A 20,231-nucleotide genomic window follows, 5' to 3' on the forward strand; every position below is an offset into this window, starting at 1 on the left:
TCGCTATCAAGTTAGTCACTTGGTCATCAAACACATACCCGTGTCAGAACTTTTTCAAGATGTTCAGAGCTCAACTTTTGTGTATTAGCTCGGTTTGAAATCGTTTTCAAACTTAGCTGTACATCATGACTTAAGCGTTCAATTTCAATGGCGCGGGTATTAATGCTGCTTGTTGATGATTGCTGACCTTGAATACTGTAGGTCATATTACTGGCGACGCTATCAAGCTGCTCAAATGCGCCGCCAATATCATTAAATGCTTGAGTGACTCGTTGACATTGCAGCACACTTTCTTGGGTAACCCGTTGGCTTTCACCAATAGCATTGACTGCATTACCTGCTTTCTCTTGTAGTTCTAATACAATCGATTGAATCTCAACTGTCGACTCTTGAGTTCGATGCGCCAGTGCGCGGACTTCATCAGCCACCACAGCAAAGCCTCGCCCTTGCTCACCCGCTCTCGCCGCTTCAATAGCAGCATTCAATGCCAGTAGGTTAGTTTGCTCTGCAATACTTTTAATCACTTCAAGCACATTACCAATTTTCTGGCTGTCACCGTTTAACAGGTCTAAATCAGACACCATACTTTCAATGCCATTCGCAAACGTTGTCATTGAATTTTGATTATTTAAAGCATCACTATTGCCCAACTCAAGTAGCTCTTTCACCTGAGTTGAAGTCGATTTGAGTTCATCGGCGCTGTTTGAGAGCTCATCTGCGGTTTGCACTATCTCAGCTAATGACGCTGATATTTGTTCAGTTTCCGAGGTGCTTTTATCCACTGATGATTCCGCTGAAATCATTTGCTCCGCCAACTCTTGAGAACCTAACCTGAAATTGTTGGCATCGTGTCTTATGTCATCCAATACCGACTTTAGATCTTCAATAAAGTGACTAAGATTATTGGTGATCGATGCGAGTTGGTCGCCTCTATCATCTGTTAACGGTTTCTCTGGCGCTGTTTCAGTACTGATCACTAGCGACAAATATTCAGACAACTTCAGTAAGCGAGACTGCAGTAAGCTTTTATAGAGATAAATACCCAGTATGGTTTGTGAAATGCCAAGTGACGCAACTATTAATAATACCGTCGTTTTATCAATTTCATTAGGCAGAATAAGGATGATTAATAGCGCTAATACCACCAGCGTAATTAATGGGTAAAGCAGTTGTGCTTGCAGTTTATTATTATGGGATTGCATATACAGTTCCGAAAAGTCATCGTTATTATTATTTTTGATTTTATTTTTAGCTTTAGCTCTAGTTTCCACGATCTATAATGATTCCGTCTTAACCATGCTTATAAAGCCTAAAAGCTATTATTGATACAAATTAACATAATCCATACATTTACTATCGGTACAACACTGAAAAAGTTTAATTTTTACTGTTCAATTTAAGCTACAAAAAAGCCTCGCTATTGCGAGGCTCAAATATTTATTCATCAATGGCTATCACTGCTTAAGCAAAAAATAAGCGCCATAACCATGACGAGTCGAGATCTTCCTTGCAAGTTTGATACTGTCTCGCATAGTTTTTAGAACGAGCATCTACACGATTAGCCACAGGTCCAAGCCAAGCTTTGGCTTTATAGGAGCCACGTTTATAGCCGCCCCAACCTTCGTGATAATTCAAATACTGATTTTTAGCATCCCATTTTGACACGCCATTAATGGCATGGGTTTTATAGATGAACCAGCCCATAAAGTCCATCGCATCATCAAAGTTGCTGCGACTCGACCATGAGTTTCCCGTCTCTCGAACGTAGTCATCCCACGTCATGGTTTTAGCTTGAGCATAACCATAGGCATCACTTGCTCGGCCTGTAGGGATAAAACCTAAGAAGTATTCCATTGGCGGCGCTGCGTTATGTTTAAACGAGCTTTCTTGATACATCATAGCCAATGGAATATGTACTGGCACGCCCCACTTATCACGAGTTTTGACGGCAGATTTATACCAAGAACGATTTTCTTGAAAAATTGAGCATAAATTATCAGGCTCTTTAGGGGGAGGGGTTGCACAGCCTGCAAGCTGTAAAAGAATAACAGTGCCTAATGCACGAAAAAACCACTTCATATTTGCCCTTATAAACAATTAATAACTTATTAAAGATAAGCGCTTAGATTCTCACATCAAAGTAATGCAGATGCAAACAGCTCAGAGGGTAAAGAGATAAAACTGTGGTTATTGGCTGATTTATAGGAGGAGAAGGGAAAAAATAAGCAGTTTTTGTTAACGAGTTAGATCTAAAAATTCACACTCAAGAGACTCTTGCTGCCAAACAACGGGCTGCCAATAGTCCTTATTAACACCGGTATAAATCTTATCTAGATTAAACTCAGCAGCTAAATGAAATCGTTGTTCATTGATCACATCAACTCGAATAGTTTTAGGGGTTCTGGCAGCCAATTTCACTTTCAGTTCGGGTGATTCTATAAGCTCTGCAACAGTAAATTCATGGGGCCCTGCAGAAAGTTTATAGTAAGGTCTAGATATGACAGGTTTGCCATCAAGATGGGTAACAACAACGCGGTAAAGGCTTTCTGAAATCGGCGGCGTTAAATAACTCGCCACCGAACCACAAACAAATTCATTATCAACTGATGTTGCGCAGCCTTGCATTAAGGCCAGCATCATCAAAAATGAAAACGATTTTTTCATTAACTTACCGCTGCTACAGGTTCTGATAAATCTGCAAAATAATCCGTTAAAAAGTCATCGAAACTCGCCGCGGGTTCAGCTTCTATTGCATGTTGCTGTTTCAACGATTGTTTAGCTTCATCAACGTAACCTGCTTCTACCGCTTCAGGCAAAGGGTAGTCAGTTAAATAGGCATGGTAATCTTGAGCAAGTTTTTTAACCCAACCACTGTGATCTTGGCCTTGATTTACCACATCTTCTAATACGCGACCTGACAAGGTTAAACTTGGATCGTCAATGGCTTTCTGCCATTGCGAAAGTGCTTGTTGATATTCATTACCAGATTCACCATCCAATAACTTAGCAAGACGAAATAATGGCTCAAAAATGTCATTCAGCCATTGAGTTAGCTCGATGCTTTTACCGTCTTTTTTAAGCTCAAGACCCGGTTTACGCCCCTCAACAACGACCGCTTGTAAATTAGCAGCAATCTCTTTTTCTGCAGCTGCATCAGTCTTGTCCGATGATGAAAGTAGACAATACAGTAAGAACAAATCTAAGAATCTCACCTGACTCGCATCGATACCAATTGGACTGTAAGGGTTAACGTCTAATGCACGAACTTCAATATACTCAACACCAGCTCGAGACAATGCCTCTGAAGGTTTCTCACCCGCTTTAGTGACTCTTTTTGCTCGAATTGGAGAGTAAAATTCATTTTCAATTTGCAGCACATTACTATTAAGCTGACGGTAATCACCATCAACTTTAACGCCAATTTTCTCAAAGCTTGCTGATGGCATACGGATCGCTTCACCCACCCCTTTAAGGTATTCAGGTAACGAGTTGTAGCTAATATCTAATCGCTCTTGCTCTTTATTGGTGTAGCCTAAATCGCTCATACGCAGTGACGTGGCGTAAGGCAGATATAGTGTGCCTTTACCGGTTTTCTTGAAATCAAATCCAACAGGCTTATCTTTAATAAACGATCCACACAGAGCTGGTGATGATCCAAAGAAGTATGGCAATACCCATACCAAACGGCGATAGTTACGAATTAAGCCGAAATAAGACTCTGAAATGAACTCACAGCGAGAGACTGACTTATCACTACTTTCATATAAGGTGTCCCATAATTTATCAGACACAGAAAAGTTAAAGTGAACCCCTGCAATTATCTGCATTAAAGGGCCATATCGGTGAGTTAACCCTTTGCGATAAAGGGTTTTCATTTTGCCATTATTTGAGCTGCCATAACGCGCAATAGGAATATCTTTTTCATCGCCAACATAACAAGGCATGCTGACAGGCCATAATGTTTGGCCATTCATATTTTTCACACTGTAGGCGTGAGTTTGTGTTAACCCAGCGAGTAAAGTATCAATGTTAGTATTGACTGGGGTGATAAACTCTAGCAGTGACTCACTATAATCAGTGGTAATACGAGAATGAGTTAGTGCTGAACCCAGCTTTTCAGGATGGCCATCCATCGCTAATTTGCCAGAACTTTCTATCCGCAATGCTTCGCGTTCTATACCTCTTAACATACCGAGTAAAGATTCACGCCCTTGGGCATTAGAAAGTTGATCGACTATTTCATTGAATGAATTCAATTTGCTGTTCTCTTATAGTGGCTCGCTTTCGCGACATTCAAACTGCTAGACCTGATATTTAGCATTAATATTTCTTAAAAGCATTTAAAAATTGACTCAGCATAAGATATTTTCACAACAACTTATGCATCAATGCTTTGAAAACAAAAAACGGTAACATCTTCATTGTCACCGTTCTTGTCTGAATTTTAGCATTTTTAAAGGATAATCAGACCCTATATATCACTTATATAGGGTCTTTTATCGTAAAAACAATAGTAAAGCTTATTTTATCTCTTTAATAGGATAGTCCAAAGCTTGTAGTTTCGGCATTATAGCGGCTTTATCACCCACTATTAACATCACCATTTGCGATAAATCTAACTCTTTAGCAGCCAATGTATTCAACTCGGTACGTGACACCTGTTCAACAATTTTAGCTTGTTGCTCAGTAAAGTTGTCATCAAGTTGGTAACGCTGAATCATCCGCATAAAGCCCGCTTTTTGGTAAGGCGTTTCGTAGTCTAATGCTTTACCTTGTGAAATTGAGCTACGTAAAAATGCTAACTCATCTTCTGTCATGCCTTGCTGCTGATATTCATTAATCTCGTTAATAAATTCGACTAATGATTCTGACGTGACATCCGTTCTTACACTGGCAGAAGCCATGAAGCGACCCACTAAATTATCAGCACTAAACCCGGTACGTGCACCATAGGTATAACCTTTGTCTTCCCGTAAGTTTAGGTTTATACGACTGTTAAATGCGCCACCTAATGGGTAATTCATTAAATAGGATTTAAAGTAATCACCCGTAGCATCGTAAGTTAGCGATCGTTTACCGATATTAATGACAGATTGCGCGGCGCCCGGTTTATCAATGATATAAATGGTGCCACCCGCTAGCTCAGGCAATTCAGGTAAAACAAAAGCTGCGTTGGCATCACCTTGCCACTGAGCAAATGGTGATAGTAACGGCAACACTTGCTGTTGACCCAAATCAGACACCAACACCATTTTGGCGTTCCCGGCTTTATATTGCTGCTTATAGAACTGTTTAACATCTTCAAGGGTTAATGCGGCAACCGTTGCTAACGTTCCTGAAGCATTAACACTTAATGGACTATTTTCACCATATAATAATGTTGAAAAGCCTTGTCGTGCTAAAAAGTTAGGATCTGATTCTTGATGCTTAAGCCCCTGTAATTGCTGTTGCTTAAGGCGTTCAAAATCCGCCTCGACAAAACCAGGCGTAAACAATCGCTCTTGTAAAATAGCTAATGTCGGCGCTAAGTTTTCAGTCAAGCTTGAAAGCTGAATGTAGCTTTGCGAACCTGATGCGCCAAACGACACACTACTACCCAGCATTTCCAGCGCACCCGCTAACTCTTCAGTTGAACGCTTTGCACTTGATTCATTCAGCATTGACGCTGTTAATGACGCCACACCCGCTTTACCTTCTGGGGCAACGCGATGGCCACCTTCAAGATAAACCAGTAATTCAACCGTGGGTGTTTCGTGACTTTCAGTCCCCATAACCTCTATGCCATTTGGCAATGAAGCATTCCATAACTCAGGCACTTTTAGTACTGGAGCAGCGCCCACCTTTGGCATGATGGTGCGGTCAAAACTTGAGGTGATCTGTCTTACGTTATCAACACCAGTCACCGCTTCTTCAGCCACAGGTAGCATTGTCGGGGTAAAATTATCTTCTGCAGCAATCAACTCTTTTGCGCCTTCTGGCACAATGCTCATGACGACCATAGGTTTATCTTTAATATAAGTATTAAATACCCGCATCACATCATCTTTAGTCACACTGGCATAGCGTGCTAAATCACTGGCTATCATGTCAGGGTTATCAAAGAAGGTTTGATTATATGCAAGAGTTGATACTTTACCTTTAACACTTTGCATGCCGAAAATGGTATCAGCTTCAAACTGTACTTTTACCTTTTGTAAGTCCTCATCGGTGACACCGCGCTCTTCAAACTCATCAATAGACTCATTAATTTTTTGCTCAAGTCCTGCAAGATTTCCGCCTGATGCCGGATTTGCCAATGCAAATAAGGTTAATCGACAAGATAACTCTTGGCATGGATGCCCCACTGAAGCTTGCACTGCAAAACCATCTTTAACTAAGTTCTTATATAACAGCGATGTTTTACCACCACCAAGGATATTGGCGAGTAAATCCAGTGCAGCTTCGTCTTTATGACGAGCGTATACTGTTGGGAATCCCATATACAATAGTGGTAAATGCACTTTATCTTCCATTGAGATATAACGTGTTTTATCTAATACCACTGGAGTTTTAGGATCGCCGCTGACTTCAGGGCCACGTTTAAGCTCACCAAAGTACTTGTTCACCATGCCTAATGTTTGAGTTTCGTCAAAATCTCCGCCAATAGTTAAGGTGGCGTTATTTGGACCATACCAGCGCTTAAAGAAATTACGTACGTCGTCAACATTGGCACGTTCCAAATCATCCGGCCAACCAATCACAGGCCATGAATATGGATGCCCAGCAGGATACATTGCTTGGTTAAAACGTTCATTTAGTCGACCATAAGGTTGATTATCAATTCGCTGAGCGCGTTCATTTTTAACGGTCTCACGTTGGACTTCAAACTTTTCACTGGTCAATGCCGGTAATAAAAAGCCCATCCGATCAGACTCAAGCCACAACATTTTTTCCAGTTGATTACTCGGCACAGTCTCAAAATAATTGGTTCTATCTGTATTGGTGGTGCCGTTTAGCGTCCCGCCAGCTTCCGTTACCACTTTGAAATGTTGCTCATCACCGACATTTTGTGAGCCCTGAAACATCATGTGCTCAAATAAATGAGCAAAGCCACTGCGACCCGCCACTTCGCGAGCGGAGCCCACATGATAAGTTACGTCAACATGAACAAGAGGATCTGAGGTATCTTGGTGCAAAATCACTGTGAGGCCATTTTCTAGCTGATACTTTTTATAAGGAATTCCCACAGAATCACTTTGAACAACTGTGTCAACTAATGTGACACCTTGAGGTAAAGCTGAGGAATGGGTTGTTGAACCCGTTCCTTCATAAGCACAGCCACTAATTGCGATAGAGATCGCCACTGATAAGATCCATTTTTTCACTTAATACTCCTAGAAAAATAGCCAATGAAATCGGTAAATGTGATGCTATGAGTTAATTTAACCCTTGTTGGTTCAATTGGAGATAAAAAGACCCTCTCCAATCAGGCAACTAATCAAGTTGACTACTTATAAGGCTTGATAAAAACTACCACCATGAACAGTTGTTTTACCATGCCAACATAAAGGCAGCTACTATTAATGAGTAACGAATCGTTTTACCAATTAACATCATGATAGTAGACGGGATAATCGGTAATTTTAACCATCCTGCTAATAAACACAGAATATCACCAATTAATGGCAGCCATGAAAGCAGCAAAGCCCAATAGCCATATTTTTCAATTAATTTTAATCCATGTTGGTATTTCTTAGACGCTAAATCCTCTGGCGTCTTAGCAAAGCGACCTAAATAGCCTAAATAGTAGCTGCTTATGCCCCCCAAGGTATTACCAACACTGGCAGTCACCAGCAGTGCAAGCCAGGTTTCTGGTTGATCCGTGAGTAAGGCCACAAGTAAAACTTCTGAACCTCCTGGTAACAAAGTTGCCGCTAAAAAAGCCCCGCTGAACATTAACCACAATGCAGTCATTTACTTTACCTAATGATATCTATAGTGTTTTACTAGCTAAACTCGTAACATAAAAATGAGTTAACAAGCTGTTGAATTTCAACATGCAATCAACAAGTCGAAAAAATGATATAAGTTATATTAAAAACGGTTTGTTCCGATGTGAATCGCTCAATACAATTCGAAAATATATTACATAAAGACTGTAATTAGGCTTGCTTAAAATAGTCTGAAGTCAGTGGTTGAACCAAGTAAATACCGCCAACGTAATGAATACCAGCAATGACTATCTGATGGCTTAAGCCAATTTGAATAAGGTTATTGAAATAATAATCCCCCTGCGAATAACTGCAGGCAAGTATAATAATTAATTGGAACCTTGATGATTTTTCAAACCTTAAAACGAATTCCTTTTTGGCAAAAAGTATTAGCAGGCTTTGCGCTTGGTACCATAGCAGGTATTGCTTTAGGTGAAAGTGCAATAATGCTAAAGCCCCTTGGCGATTTGTTTATTAGCGCCATTAAGATGCTGGTTGCACCATTAGTATTTTGCGCCATCGTTGTCAGCATTACCTCATTAGGCTCACAAGCTAATTTGAAGCGTTTAAGCTTTAAAACTTTGGGCATGTTTATGTTCACTGGCACCATGGCTTCCTTCATCGGCTTAGCCATTGGTAGCTCATTTGATATGGGCGGTACCTTGGAGCTTGCCACCACTGAAGTACGTGACCGTGATATACCAGGTTTTGCCCAAGTATTACTAAACATGATCCCAGTAAACCCTTTTGCATCTTTAGCGGAAGGCAAAGTACTACAAATTATTGTGTTTGCAGCACTGGTAGGCATCGCGATTAATGCTGTAGGCGAAAAAGCAGCTCCACTAAAGAACACCATTGAAGCAGGCGCTGAAGTAATGTTCGAATTAACCCGCATGGTATTAAAACTCACCCCTATCGGAGTGTTTGGTTTAATGGCTTGGGTTGTTGGTGAATATGGCCTGTCAACATTACTGCCATTAGGTAAGTTTATTGTGGCTATTTATGTGGCTGCATTAATTCATATTATTTTTGTTTATGGCGGTTTAGTTAAGTTTGCAGCGGGCCTAAGCCCTGTACAATTTTTCCGTAAAGCAATGCCTGCTCAACTAGTGGCATTTAGCACCGCATCAAGTTTTGGCACCTTACCAGCAAGTAGCAAATGTACTGAGTCTATGGGTGTATCAAAGCGTTATAGCGCCTTTGTATTGCCATTAGGTGCTACCATGAATATGGACGGTTGTGGTGGTATTTACCCTGCTATCGCCGCAATCTTTATTGCGCAAATTTATGGTATCCCACTGGATATGACTGATTACATGCTCATTGCAGTCACAGCTACTGTGGCTTCAGTTGGTACAGCTGGTGTTCCAGGTAGTGCTATGGTGATGCTATCAGTCACTTTGGGGGTTGTGGGTTTACCCCTTGAAGGAATCGCCTTTATTGCAGCGATTGATCGCGTTATCGATATGATCCGCACCGCGACAAATGTCACAGGTGACATGATGACGGCTGTGGTTATTGGTAAGAGTGAAGGTCAATTTGATGAACAACAATTTTACTCAGATGAAAAAATTGTAGAGCAAACAACGTAACGAATTGGGTAAAGCTAACTCAGTCTTATTGAAGATACTGATAAACAAAAGCCAACTCACTGAGTTGGCTTTTTAATTTTACTAGCTATCTATATTTCGGCTAGTGATGTGATTATTATTAATTAGAACTTAGCATTAGCCCACAACCACACTTTATCAGTATCCACTTTACCAGCAGCAAGATCACCTGCTGAATAAGCAGCGTATTTAACCCCTAAAGTATAATTTTTAGTGACTGGTACGCTGAACACTGCATCAATTTCAGAACCTAAATCATCAACCAAAGCACTCGATTTATCCGCTTCAAACTCGTGATAAACCAGCGCCCATTTACCACCAATAATCTTACCGCCAATTGACGCATAAAGATCGGCTAAGCCTTGTTTAGGGGTTGATAAAAACTGATCTGACCAACCATTAAAACCATGAAGTGTCGCTAACGGGGTTTGGAAACCATAGTCGCCGCCATCAGAACCTAATACTTCATAACCCACTTTGAAAGTTATTCCGAAGAAGCCCACTCCGCCTTCAATACTCATATAATCAGCAGAATATGATTGCCCTGCTGTATCTGAATCCTGGGTGGCGTACTCCGCTGTATATAAAACCTTGATATCACCAACATCGGTATTACCCGCAAAACGCAGACCGTAGGTATCTAGTCCATTTGAAGTTTCTATATCTTCTTCTAATAAATAACCATAACCACTTAAAGTACCAAAGCCCGTTTTTAGTGACGCATTGATCAGGTTATCTTTTGCATCGATATCTTTTTCTTCTGCAAAGATACGATTACGTTGACTGATATAGCCGTAGTCAATTTTAAATACATCATTAAATTTGTACTCTAACATCACCCCATCGAAGGTCTGCCTATCTTGACGCCAGCCCACATGACCCACAAAGCGTTGGTTATCGAAGGTAATAACTTGACGGCCAGCTTTTGCACTGAACCCTTCGTAATCATACTTTAGAAAAAACTGATCTAATTCGGTTGTTTCAGGATCGGCAATCACCGAATACTCAGGGTTCTTACCTAAGGTGTTGTTATAGTCGTCTACACCGGCAACGACTCGAGAATCTTCGAATTCAACCGTTGACGAAAAACCATAGTAATCAGCTGTGGCATAAGTCAGTCGAGTGCGAAGCGTTAATCCATCAGCATCCTTTAAGGCGTTATCTTGCTCAACCATTTCATAGCGAAGATTCAAGTCGACCTTAACACTGCCTTGGGTGACCGCATCAGCAACGGACTTGGTCGTTTCAGCATGAGCCGAGCCCATGGCCAACAAGGTTAATGATAGCGGCGCCGCAAGGCTTACTATCGATTTGGTTAATTTGCTATTAATCAATGCAGCAAGTTGGTTCTGTTTCATCATCTTTCCTTTTATATTTATAACTAAATTGTTCCATGCATCAGTGTTAAACCGCTTCAGCCTGTTCATCTGATGTAGTTAATGATTTACTAATATTAATAGGCTCAACTTTGCGCTGTTTCTCATAAAGAAACTTCAGTACTTCGGCCCGCAAACGGTTGTATTCAGGAGCTTCTGCTAGCGCCAGACGATCTCTTGGGCGGGGTAAATCAACTGCAAGAATTTCACCCACTGTTGCTTCAGGGCCATTGGTCATCATCACAATTTTATCTGACAGTAATACTGCTTCATCCACGTCATGGGTGATCATGATGACGGTATTATTGAGCTCCAGTTGGATTTCCATTAACGAGTCTTGCATATGGGCTCGGGTCAAAGCATCGAGCGCCCCAAAAGGCTCATCCATCAATAACACTTCAGGTTCCATCGCTAAGGCTCTCGCTATGCCCACTCGTTGTTTCATACCTCCTGATATTTCACTGGGCAGTTTGTGCATCGCATGATCCATATGTACTAGGCTCAGGTTGTATTCAATCCATTGCTTCATTTCAGCTTTAGATTTAGCACCTTTAAACACTTGCTTTACTGCTAATTCGACATTTTGATATGAGGTTAACCAAGGCAATAAAGAGTGGTTTTGAAATACCACAGCTCGCTCGGGCCCTGGCTCTGAGACTTCAGTACTATTTAAAATCACCCCACCTTTGGTGGCTTGATATAGCCCTGCCACAATATTGAGTACGGTTGATTTACCACACCCAGAGTGACCAATAAGCGAGACAAACTCACCTTTATTAATTTTTAAATTGACTTCCTTTAGTGCCTTAAATGGCCCATTTGGGGTTGGGAAGTCCATGTCGATATTACTAATATCTAAAAATACACTCATAAGATTTATCCTTATTCCTCAACGAACACTTCAACCAGTTAGTGACTTTTTTCCCAGGAGAACCAACGCTGTAGTGCCAGTACGCCTCGATCTAATAAAAAGCCAATAAAGCCAATCACAATCACTGCTGCCATAATCCGTGAAAGAGATTCAGAACTGCCGTTTTGAAACTCATCCCAAACAAACTTTCCAAGCCCAGGGTTTTGCGCCAACATTTCAGCGGCAATTAACACCATCCATGCAACACTCAGGGATAAACGCATACCAGTAAAAATCAACGGTATTGATGCTGGTAGTACTATTTTTTGTACATGAGTTAACGGTGATAAGCGCAGCACCCGGCTGACATTGAGTAAGTCAGAATCAATGGATGCCACCCCAATTGAGGTATTGATGACCATGGGCCACAAACTACAGAGGGTGACGGTCAACATGGAGTTGATAAATGATTTAGAGAACATCGGATCAGGTGACACATATAACGCGCTCACGACCATGGTCACCAAAGGCAGCCATGCCAGTGGTGATACTGGTTTGAATATTTGCACTATCGGATTCACCGCTGCATTAACGGTTTTGCTTAACCCCATCCAGATACCCATAGGGATAGCGATAATGGCGGCTAGTATAAATCCTGACATGACCGTAATAAGTGAGGTCACTATCTGATCAAAGAAGGTTTCCTTACCTGTGTACTTCCTCGTTTTTGCTTGGTAGCTAGGATCAGCTGCTAGCCTTGCATCATTGCGAACTTGTTGGCGTTCATAAAAAGCAGCCGCCTTTTCCCGCTCTGCATTATGCTCTTGGTAAAGCCCATCGAACTGAGCTACAACAGCTACAGGACCAGGAAACTTACCTAGGGATGTATTAATATTATTGGCTGTAATTGACCAAAAAACTAAAAACACGGTAATACCAATGAGCGGTAATAATAATGCTTTGCTCATCGCCGCTGATTTGGCCAACAACGAAGTTACAGCCGACTTATCCATAGGGAGTCTCTGCGCTAATCTTGCAATGGTTGTCATAGGTCTATCCTCACTTCGATAGCTCTTACTTGCATAAAACTTGAATCAAACTCGACATAAAGCTCGACATACAGTACGTAAGCTCAGACTTAAAGTTTGTCGCCTTGCTTTAATCCGATACTGAACTTGTTGATATACGCATTCGGGGCACTACCGTCATACACAATGTCATCAATGAAATGTTGCTGCGGCTTTTTAAAGCCCGTTTCAGTAGCAAAGTCAGGGAAGTGTTTGGCATCAATACTTTTATCATCAATTAACGATTGCGCGGCTTTTGCATAGATATCTGGACGGTAAACCTTGGCTGCTATCTCTTTGTACCAAGTATCAGGCTTATCATCTGAAATCTGTCCCCAACGACGCATTTGGGTTAAGTACCAAATCGCATCTGAGTAATATGGGTAGGTTGCGTTATAACGAAAGAACACATTGAAATCAGGCACCGCGCGCTTATCACCTTTTTCATATTCAAAGGTGCCAGTCATACTGTTGGCAATCACATCGTAATCAGCGCCAACATAGTTAGATTGAGATAAAATTTTCACAGCTGCTGGGCGATTAGCGTTGTTGTTCTCGTCTAACCATTTAGCCGCTTTAATTAATGCTCTGGTTAAGCGAATAGTGGTGTTTGGATACTTTTCAGCAAATTCTGCGGTAATACCAAATACTTTTTCAGGGTTGTCTTTCCAAATTTCATAATCAGTAACCACTGGCACCCCGATGCCTTTAAACACCGCTTGCTGGTTCCAAGGCTCACCGACGCAATAGCCATAGATGGTGCCAGCTTCAAGGGTTGACGGCATTTGCGGTGGCGGCGTAACAGATAAGTAAGCTTCTGCGTCGAGTTGTCCTGAAGTATCACCTTTGTGAGGTGCATAAAAACCAGGGTGAATACCACCAGCCGCTAACCAATAACGTAGTTCATAGTTATGGGTTGATACCGGAAATACCATGCCCATTTTAAAGGGCTTACCTTGCTCGTTATATTTGTCTACCACAGGTTTGAGCGAGTCAGCCTTAATCGGGTGAACAGGTTTACCATCGGCATTTTTAGCGATATTAGGCTTCATTTGCGCCCAAATATCATTGGATACGGTAATGGCATTACCGTTTAAGTCCATAGAAAAAGGCGTAATGATATGGGCTTTGGTGCCATAACCAATGGTGGCTGCAATCGGCTGGCCGGCTAGCATATGCGCCCCATCTAAACGGCCGTCGATAACGCCGTCCAATAACACTTTCCAGTTAGCTTGAGCCTCGATAGTGACGTATAAGCCTTCTTCTTCGAAATAACCATTTTCATAAGCAATGGCGATAGGCGCCATATCGGTTAACTTAATAAAACCAAATGTCAGCTCTTCTTTTTCAGGAAAGCCTACTTCTGCAGTGGCAACATTAACTTGCATCACAGCACTAATACTTAGTGTTACAGCTAGCTGCTTAAATGACTTTTTCCAATTCATCGTTGATCCCTTTTAAGTTTTAAAAATTTTGTAAAAAAAAAGGCGCTTAATTACCCGTTAAGGAATAATTAAAGCGCCTTTGCTTTGAATTTGAATTTGATGTATTTAACAATTCAATTAAATATTGAGCTAGTACTTCGAACAATTACAACTGATTAATTATTCAAAAAGGAGCAATCAATAACCTCTACCTCCTTTTGTTACTAAATACTATTCATTAACCATGCCAGAAAAGCAAAACACTGTTATATATGAGTTTATTATAATATTAAGGGATAACCAATTTGAGGTAACAGATCCAATCGGTGCAACATTATTTGTCATTGCACTTTTTTGGTTACTTAACAAATATGAATACTCAAACTCAATAGAAACCTGCAGTTAAATGAGAAATGAATTGCCTTAATGCTAACGGCAAAAAGCTAATAAGAATAACCATTAATAAATGCTAGGGTTTGAGAATGTCAGTAGAGTCAGTAACCCAAGACATAAAAAAACCACTTAACTAAAAGTTAAGTGGTTTTAAATGGAAAACTTAATCAGGACACACTTTTTAGGACAAACTTAGCGCCATAATAAAAATCCCTTTATTCAGCCAAGTACAGCAAGTAATACACCCGCAGCAACAGCACTACCTAATACACCTGCAACGTTTGGTCCCATAGCATGCATCAGCAAGAAGTTTTGATGATTAGCCTCAAGACCTACTTTATTCACCACACGTGCAGCCATTGGTACTGCAGAGACGCCTGCGGCACCAATAAGTGGATTAATCTTACCACCTGTGACTTTAGACATTAATTTAGCCATCAATACGCCAGCAGCAGTACCTATACTAAATGCGACTGCACCCAGTAACAGAATACCGAGAGTTTCAATACGTAAAAACTCTTCCGCTTGAAGCTTAGAACCGACCGCTAAACCAAGGAAAATCGTTACAATATTAATTAGCTCATTTTGCGCTGTTGAAGATAATCTATCAACAACTCCTGATTCACGCATTAAGTTACCTAAACAAAACATACCCACTAAAGGCGATGCCGCTGGTAGGAACAAAATCGTTAGACCGACAACCATCAAAGGAAAGATGATTTTTTCTTTCTTACTGACTTCCCGTAGCTGTTCCATTTTAATACTACGTTCTGACTCAGTGGTTAATAGACGCATTATTGGCGGCTGGATTAACGGTACAAGCGCCATATATGAATATGCAGCGACCGCAATCGCACCTAATAAATCAGGCGCTAATTTTGATGCTAAGAAAATCGCTGTTGGCCCATCTGCACCACCAATAATCGCAATGGCTGCAGCGTCTTGCATACTGAATTCAAAACCTGGTACCAAATTAAGTGCGATAGCACCAAGCAATGTGGCAAAAATACCAAACTGCGCCGCAGCACCCAACAATAACGTTTTTGGGTTTGCAATCAATGCGCCAAAGTCGGTTAATGCTCCCACTCCCATAAAGATAAGTAATGGGAATATGCCAGTCTCAATCCCTACATGATAGGCATACCATAAAAGACCACCTTCATCGGTGAAACCTGCATTAGGTATGTTAGCCAATATGGCGCCAAACCCAATAGGTATTAACAACAGTGGCTCAAAACCTTTGGCGATTGCTAAAAAAAGCAACAAGCCGCCAATTGCCATCATAAATATTTGATCAGGTGCGAAGTTAGCAATACCTGTCTCAGACCAAAAGGCCAGTAATCCTTCCATGCTATCTCCTACGCTAACGCTAACAATGGCGAACCAACTGAAACAGCATCACCTTGCTTAACTGAAATATTTCTAATAAAACCTGTTGTTTCAGCGCGGACTTCTGTTTCCATCTTCATTGCTTCAAGGATAATAACAACATCACCTTCATTAACATGATCACCGTCATTGACTAAAACTTTGAAAATATTACCTGACAGTGGTGCATTCATGGTTGCTTTAATTTCATTGCTAACAGGTGCAGCTGCAGGAGTCGATGTTACAGCCGTTGAAGAAGGGACAATTTGACTGATGTCACCGCCTTCACTGACTTCAACAACAAAACTTTGTCCTTGAACATTCACCGTGTAGGTTTCTGCGCCCTTCTCAGCTTTAGCGGCTGGCACAACCATATCGTCTGCACTAGGAACAGGTTCAAATGCATCTGCATTACCACGATTGGTCAGAAACTTAAGACCAATTTGGTTAAATAACGCATAAGTCATCACATCGTCATCAGTTTCAGCAGCAAGCTTAATACCGTCTTTTGCCGCTATTTCAGCAAGCTCTTTGCGCAACTTATCTAACTCAGGGGCAATTAAGTCCGCAGGACGACAAGTAATCGCTTCAGCACCATTTAACACTCGTGCTTGAAGCTCTGCATTAACGGGAGCTGGAGTCGCACCATACTCGCCTTTAAGTACGCCTTCAGTTTCTTTAGCGAGCGTTTTATAACGCTCGCCCATCAACACGTTGATGACAGACTGAGTGCCTACAATTTGTGATGTTGGGGTAACCAATGGTAAGAAACCTAAATCTTCACGAACACGAGGAATCTCTTCTAAAACCTCATCCATTTTATCAGCTGCGCCTTGCTCTTTAAGCTGGTTTTCCATGTTGGTTAACATGCCACCAGGTACTTGAGCTCTTAGGATGCGTGAATCAATCCCCTTCAAGGCACCTTCAAAACGTGCATACTTCTTACGAACCTCTCTGAAGTACGCAGCAATCTCTTCTAAGGCAGCCATATCATAACCAGTGTCACGACCTGAATCCTCTGCCATCGCCACTAATGTTTCTGTCGCTGAATGACCGTAAGTCTGACTCATGGTTGAAATTGCGGTATCAAGGACATCAACACCTGCTTCAATGGCTTTTTGATACGTAGCTGTGCTTAAACCTGTCGTCGCATGACAATGCATTGATATGGTTAAGTCTGTTTGAGATTTTAAACGGCTAATAAGATCATAGGCTTGCATTGGTTTAAGTAAACCTGCCATGTCTTTAATACATAAAGAATCACAACCCATGTCTTCAAGGTTTTTCGCCATATCAACCCAAGTATCAACAGTATGAACTGGGCTGCTTGTAAATGAGATAGTGCCTTGTGCGTGGCCGCCAACTTGTTTAACCGCTTTAACCGCAGTTTCTAGATTGCGTACATCGTTCATAGCATCAAAAATTCGGAATACATCGACACCGTTAGTATGAGCACGCTCAACAAAACGAGTTACCACATCATCAGCGTAATGGCGGTAACCTAATAAATTCTGACCACGTAGCAACATTTGCTGCGGTGTATTTGGCATCGCTTTTTTAAGTTCTCTGATGCGATCCCACGGATCCTCACCAAGATAACGGATACATGAATCAAAAGTCGCTCCACCCCATGATTCTAAAGACCAAAAACCAATTTTATCCAGTAAAGGAGCGATAGGTAACATATCGTCTAATCGTAAGCGTGTGGCTAAAATAGACTGATGGGCGTCTCGTAATACTACATCTGTTAACGCTAAAGGCTTGCTCATGATAACTCCTAAACTATTTAATCTTTGGCACGATACTGATGGATAGCAGAAGTAATGGCTGCTACCAACTTAGGATCAAGAGTTGAAGCCGGTGCGGATGAAGGCACATTTGCTACAACAGGCTGACTTTCTGACTTACATAATCTGGCGACAATGTTAATGCCGATAATTAACATGCTTAAAAATATAAATACTAAGCTCATTCCCATTATCATCACGCCTAGGGCATCCAATAATTGCTCAGATATTGATGTCATAAATCCTCTCTTGTCATTATGTTCAATCAGTGATTGCACACAGGATCAGTTCTAATGTCTCTACGTCGATGTATTCTTTATGTGCATAAAGGTTTTGCACCAATATATTGCAAATCGTCTCATATCAATAAAAAAGAATATTTATTCAATGTTCAATATGCATTTTTATACAATACAAAACCATCAGGCCAACTGTAAAAGTGGTCTAAAATTCTTCTTCGACGAAAAATATAACTAATCTATAACAATTTATCCATTACTTTGTAAATTGGTCAGACCAAAAATAATAATATAATCAGAACCTAGGTAAGAATATCTCAAAAAAATTAACGATTTACTGAGAATTATTTAAATATGATGACTTTAGTCCGAAAATGACAAGATTAAGACTGCTTCTATCTAAAAAGAGATATCAGAATTCAGAACAGCTAAATTCCCCAAAGCAGTGCAAAACTTACTTTTAGAATAAATATGTAGCAAAACTCAAAAAATATGACTAAATCGAGGTCTGATTTTTGTATAGAGAGTAGGAGGTACTAGAGAATGGTGCACTATCTGTCAATTATTGCTGTTGAATAGAAGCTAGATAGCATTTATAGAAGCTAAAAATGAGCTTAAGCAGTGAATTCGTATAATCCATTATAAAAGTATGGGGTTAATGCGATATATGACTAAATCGACCCATTCAAGGACATGAGTAATCTAATTCTAGCCATGTCTTCCATAATGATAAAACTAAACTGGAGACAGACATAAATTACAGGCATAAAAAATGCCCTGCAGATAACTACAGGGCATTCTCTAATGCTGGTGCGGATGGGAGGAGTCGAACCTCCGACCGCCTGGTTCGTAGCCAGGTACTCTATCCAGCTGAGCTACATCCGCAAAACTTTTCTATAACGCTATACTCAGTGCTAATTGAGCTTAGTTGCATATCTAAAATATGCAAATAATGGCGGAGAGGGAGGGATTCGAACCCTCGATGGGATTTAACGCCCATACTCCCTTAGCAGGGGAGCGCCTTCGGCCACTCGGCCACCTCTCCTAATTATGGTGCGGATGGGAGGAGTCGAACCTCCGACCGCCTGGTTCGTAGCCAGGTACTCTATCCAGCTGAGCTACATCCGCATAATTAGGTACAATTTTATATGGTGCGGATGGGAGGAGTCGAACCTCCGACCGCCTGGTTCGTAGCCAGGTACTCTATCCAGCTGAGCTACATCCGCATATATAAAATTTGAAGCTTTTAAATGATTTAATGGTGCGGATGGGAGGAGTCGAACCTCCGACCGCCTGGTTCGTAGCCAGGTACTCTATCCAGCTGAGCTACATCCGCTCATTAAAAAATCTAAACACAAAAATAGAAAATGGTGCGGATGGGAGGAGTCGAACCTCCGACCGCCTGGTTCGTAGCCAGGTACTCTATCCAGCTGAGCTACATCCGCATCGTTTACTATTTTAAGAAATGGCGGAGAGGGAGGGATTCGAACCCTCGATGGGATTTAACGCCCATACTCCCTTAGCAGGGGAGCGCCTTCGGCCACTCGGCCACCTCTCCGTTTCTTGGCGCACATATTACTGTTTGCCGAAAATAAGTCAAACCTTTTTCAGCATCTTATATTCATTTGAACTGTTTTTAAGCATATTGATGGGTTAAGCCACAATAATCACAAATTCACCACAAAAATTTTGTGTTTATTGAGGCAAACAATCACCAGGGTTCAAAAACAACAAAGCCAGCTTTCGCTGGCTTTGATAGTAATGCACTTACAATGTCTGATTTATCAGAAATTGCCACCATCTTCAGGTGTCGTATTACCAGATTTTTCAGACTGGATACGTTGATAAATTTCTTCGCGGTGAACTGATACTTCTTTAGGTGCGTTTACACCGATACGTACTTGGTTACCTTTAACACCTAGTACAGTAACTGTAACTTCATCACCTATCATTAATGTTTCGCCAACACGGCGAGTCAAAATCAGCATTCGATTGCTCCTTTAGTCCAATCAGCATACACAAGCTTCTATCCGTAATATGCGCGTTTAATATAGTTAGCTTAATACAAATAATTAGTGACGACACTAAATCTATAAAATATTTAAGCTTTTTACCCAATAAAAAAGAAAAATCGTATTTTTGTGGTC

Annotated in this window: 15 protein-coding genes and 7 tRNA genes; 1 reads left to right on the forward strand and 21 read right to left on the reverse strand. The window is 41.1% G+C overall.

The window, feature by feature from the left end:
- Positions 1–26: 26 nt before the first annotated feature.
- The 6 genes from FPK91_RS21210 to FPK91_RS08065 form a co-directional block, all read right to left on the reverse strand.
- Positions 27–1,202, reverse strand: a complete 1,176-nt coding sequence (locus FPK91_RS21210; RefSeq protein WP_144210285.1) for a methyl-accepting chemotaxis protein — start codon at positions 1,200–1,202, stop codon at positions 27–29.
- Positions 1,203–1,461: 259 nt separating this feature from the next.
- Positions 1,462–2,079, reverse strand: coding sequence for a transglycosylase SLT domain-containing protein (locus FPK91_RS08045; RefSeq protein WP_144210287.1), 618 nt, complete (start codon positions 2,077–2,079; stop codon positions 1,462–1,464).
- A 156-nt stretch (positions 2,080–2,235) separates the two neighbouring features.
- The gene (locus FPK91_RS08050; protein WP_144210289.1) at positions 2,236–2,664 is read right to left on the reverse strand and encodes a hypothetical protein; all 429 of its coding nucleotides are present in this window, start codon (positions 2,662–2,664) and stop codon (positions 2,236–2,238) included.
- Positions 2,664–4,256 (reverse strand): glutamate--cysteine ligase, encoded by a 1,593-nt coding sequence (gshA, locus tag FPK91_RS08055; RefSeq protein WP_144210292.1) that lies wholly within the window; start codon positions 4,254–4,256, stop codon positions 2,664–2,666. Before gshA ends, FPK91_RS08050 begins: the two co-directional genes overlap by 1 nt.
- Before the next feature lie 264 nt (positions 4,257–4,520).
- A complete protein-coding gene (locus tag FPK91_RS08060; protein ID WP_144210294.1) occupies positions 4,521–7,364 on the reverse strand; it encodes a M16 family metallopeptidase in 2,844 nt (947 codons plus the stop codon).
- A gap of 166 nt (positions 7,365–7,530) precedes the next feature.
- On the reverse strand, positions 7,531–7,953 hold the full coding sequence (locus FPK91_RS08065) for a YqaA family protein (RefSeq protein ID WP_144210296.1): 423 nt from the start codon (positions 7,951–7,953) through the stop codon (positions 7,531–7,533).
- A gap of 361 nt (positions 7,954–8,314) precedes the next feature.
- Between FPK91_RS08065 and FPK91_RS08070 the strand changes: the two genes are divergently transcribed.
- Positions 8,315–9,562, forward strand: a complete 1,248-nt coding sequence (locus FPK91_RS08070) for a dicarboxylate/amino acid:cation symporter (RefSeq protein ID WP_144210298.1) — start codon at positions 8,315–8,317, stop codon at positions 9,560–9,562.
- A 122-nt stretch (positions 9,563–9,684) separates the two neighbouring features.
- Here the strand turns inward: FPK91_RS08070 and FPK91_RS08075 are convergent, their stop codons facing one another.
- From FPK91_RS08075 to csrA, 15 genes are all read right to left on the reverse strand, one after another.
- Complete coding sequence (locus FPK91_RS08075; protein WP_144214259.1) at positions 9,685–10,938, reverse strand: alginate export family protein; 1,254 nt, start codon at positions 10,936–10,938, stop codon at positions 9,685–9,687.
- A 46-nt stretch (positions 10,939–10,984) separates the two neighbouring features.
- On the reverse strand, positions 10,985–11,827 hold the full coding sequence (locus FPK91_RS08080) for an ABC transporter ATP-binding protein (RefSeq protein WP_144210300.1): 843 nt from the start codon (positions 11,825–11,827) through the stop codon (positions 10,985–10,987).
- A 38-nt stretch (positions 11,828–11,865) separates the two neighbouring features.
- The gene (locus FPK91_RS08085; RefSeq protein WP_144210302.1) at positions 11,866–12,855 is read right to left on the reverse strand and encodes an ABC transporter permease; all 990 of its coding nucleotides are present in this window, start codon (positions 12,853–12,855) and stop codon (positions 11,866–11,868) included.
- A gap of 89 nt (positions 12,856–12,944) precedes the next feature.
- Positions 12,945–14,261: a CmpA/NrtA family ABC transporter substrate-binding protein gene (locus FPK91_RS08090; protein WP_227006757.1), complete on the reverse strand. Its 1,317-nt coding sequence runs from the start codon at positions 14,259–14,261 to the stop codon at positions 12,945–12,947.
- A gap of 648 nt (positions 14,262–14,909) precedes the next feature.
- The gene (locus FPK91_RS08095) at positions 14,910–16,040 is read right to left on the reverse strand and encodes a sodium ion-translocating decarboxylase subunit beta (protein ID WP_144210306.1); all 1,131 of its coding nucleotides are present in this window, start codon (positions 16,038–16,040) and stop codon (positions 14,910–14,912) included.
- An 8-nt stretch (positions 16,041–16,048) separates the two neighbouring features.
- Positions 16,049–17,827 carry a sodium-extruding oxaloacetate decarboxylase subunit alpha gene (oadA, locus tag FPK91_RS08100; protein ID WP_144210308.1) on the reverse strand — a complete coding sequence of 593 codons (1,779 nt, stop codon included), beginning with the start codon at positions 17,825–17,827 and terminating at the stop codon, positions 16,049–16,051.
- A 17-nt stretch (positions 17,828–17,844) separates the two neighbouring features.
- Entirely contained in the window at positions 17,845–18,084 is a 240-nt protein-coding gene (locus tag FPK91_RS08105; RefSeq protein ID WP_144210310.1) for an OadG family protein, read from the reverse strand.
- Between the two features lie 808 nt (positions 18,085–18,892).
- A tRNA-Arg gene (locus FPK91_RS08110) sits at positions 18,893–18,969 on the reverse strand.
- 68 nt (positions 18,970–19,037) lie between these two features.
- Positions 19,038–19,129 (reverse strand) — tRNA-Ser (locus FPK91_RS08115).
- 6 nt (positions 19,130–19,135) lie between these two features.
- A tRNA-Arg gene (locus tag FPK91_RS08120) sits at positions 19,136–19,212 on the reverse strand.
- A 21-nt stretch (positions 19,213–19,233) separates the two neighbouring features.
- A tRNA-Arg gene (locus FPK91_RS08125) sits at positions 19,234–19,310 on the reverse strand.
- Between the two features lie 33 nt (positions 19,311–19,343).
- Positions 19,344–19,420 (reverse strand) — tRNA-Arg (locus tag FPK91_RS08130).
- A gap of 32 nt (positions 19,421–19,452) precedes the next feature.
- Positions 19,453–19,529: transfer RNA gene (locus FPK91_RS08135), tRNA-Arg, on the reverse strand.
- Between the two features lie 21 nt (positions 19,530–19,550).
- A tRNA-Ser gene (locus FPK91_RS08140) sits at positions 19,551–19,642 on the reverse strand.
- 226 nt (positions 19,643–19,868) lie between these two features.
- On the reverse strand, positions 19,869–20,072 hold the full coding sequence (csrA, locus tag FPK91_RS08145; RefSeq protein WP_144210312.1) for a carbon storage regulator CsrA: 204 nt from the start codon (positions 20,070–20,072) through the stop codon (positions 19,869–19,871).
- Positions 20,073–20,231 lie beyond the last annotated feature (159 nt).

Origin of the sequence: Shewanella donghaensis (assembly GCF_007567505.1) — a bacterium.
In the GTDB taxonomy this organism is placed as follows: domain Bacteria; phylum Pseudomonadota; class Gammaproteobacteria; order Enterobacterales; family Shewanellaceae; genus Shewanella; species Shewanella donghaensis.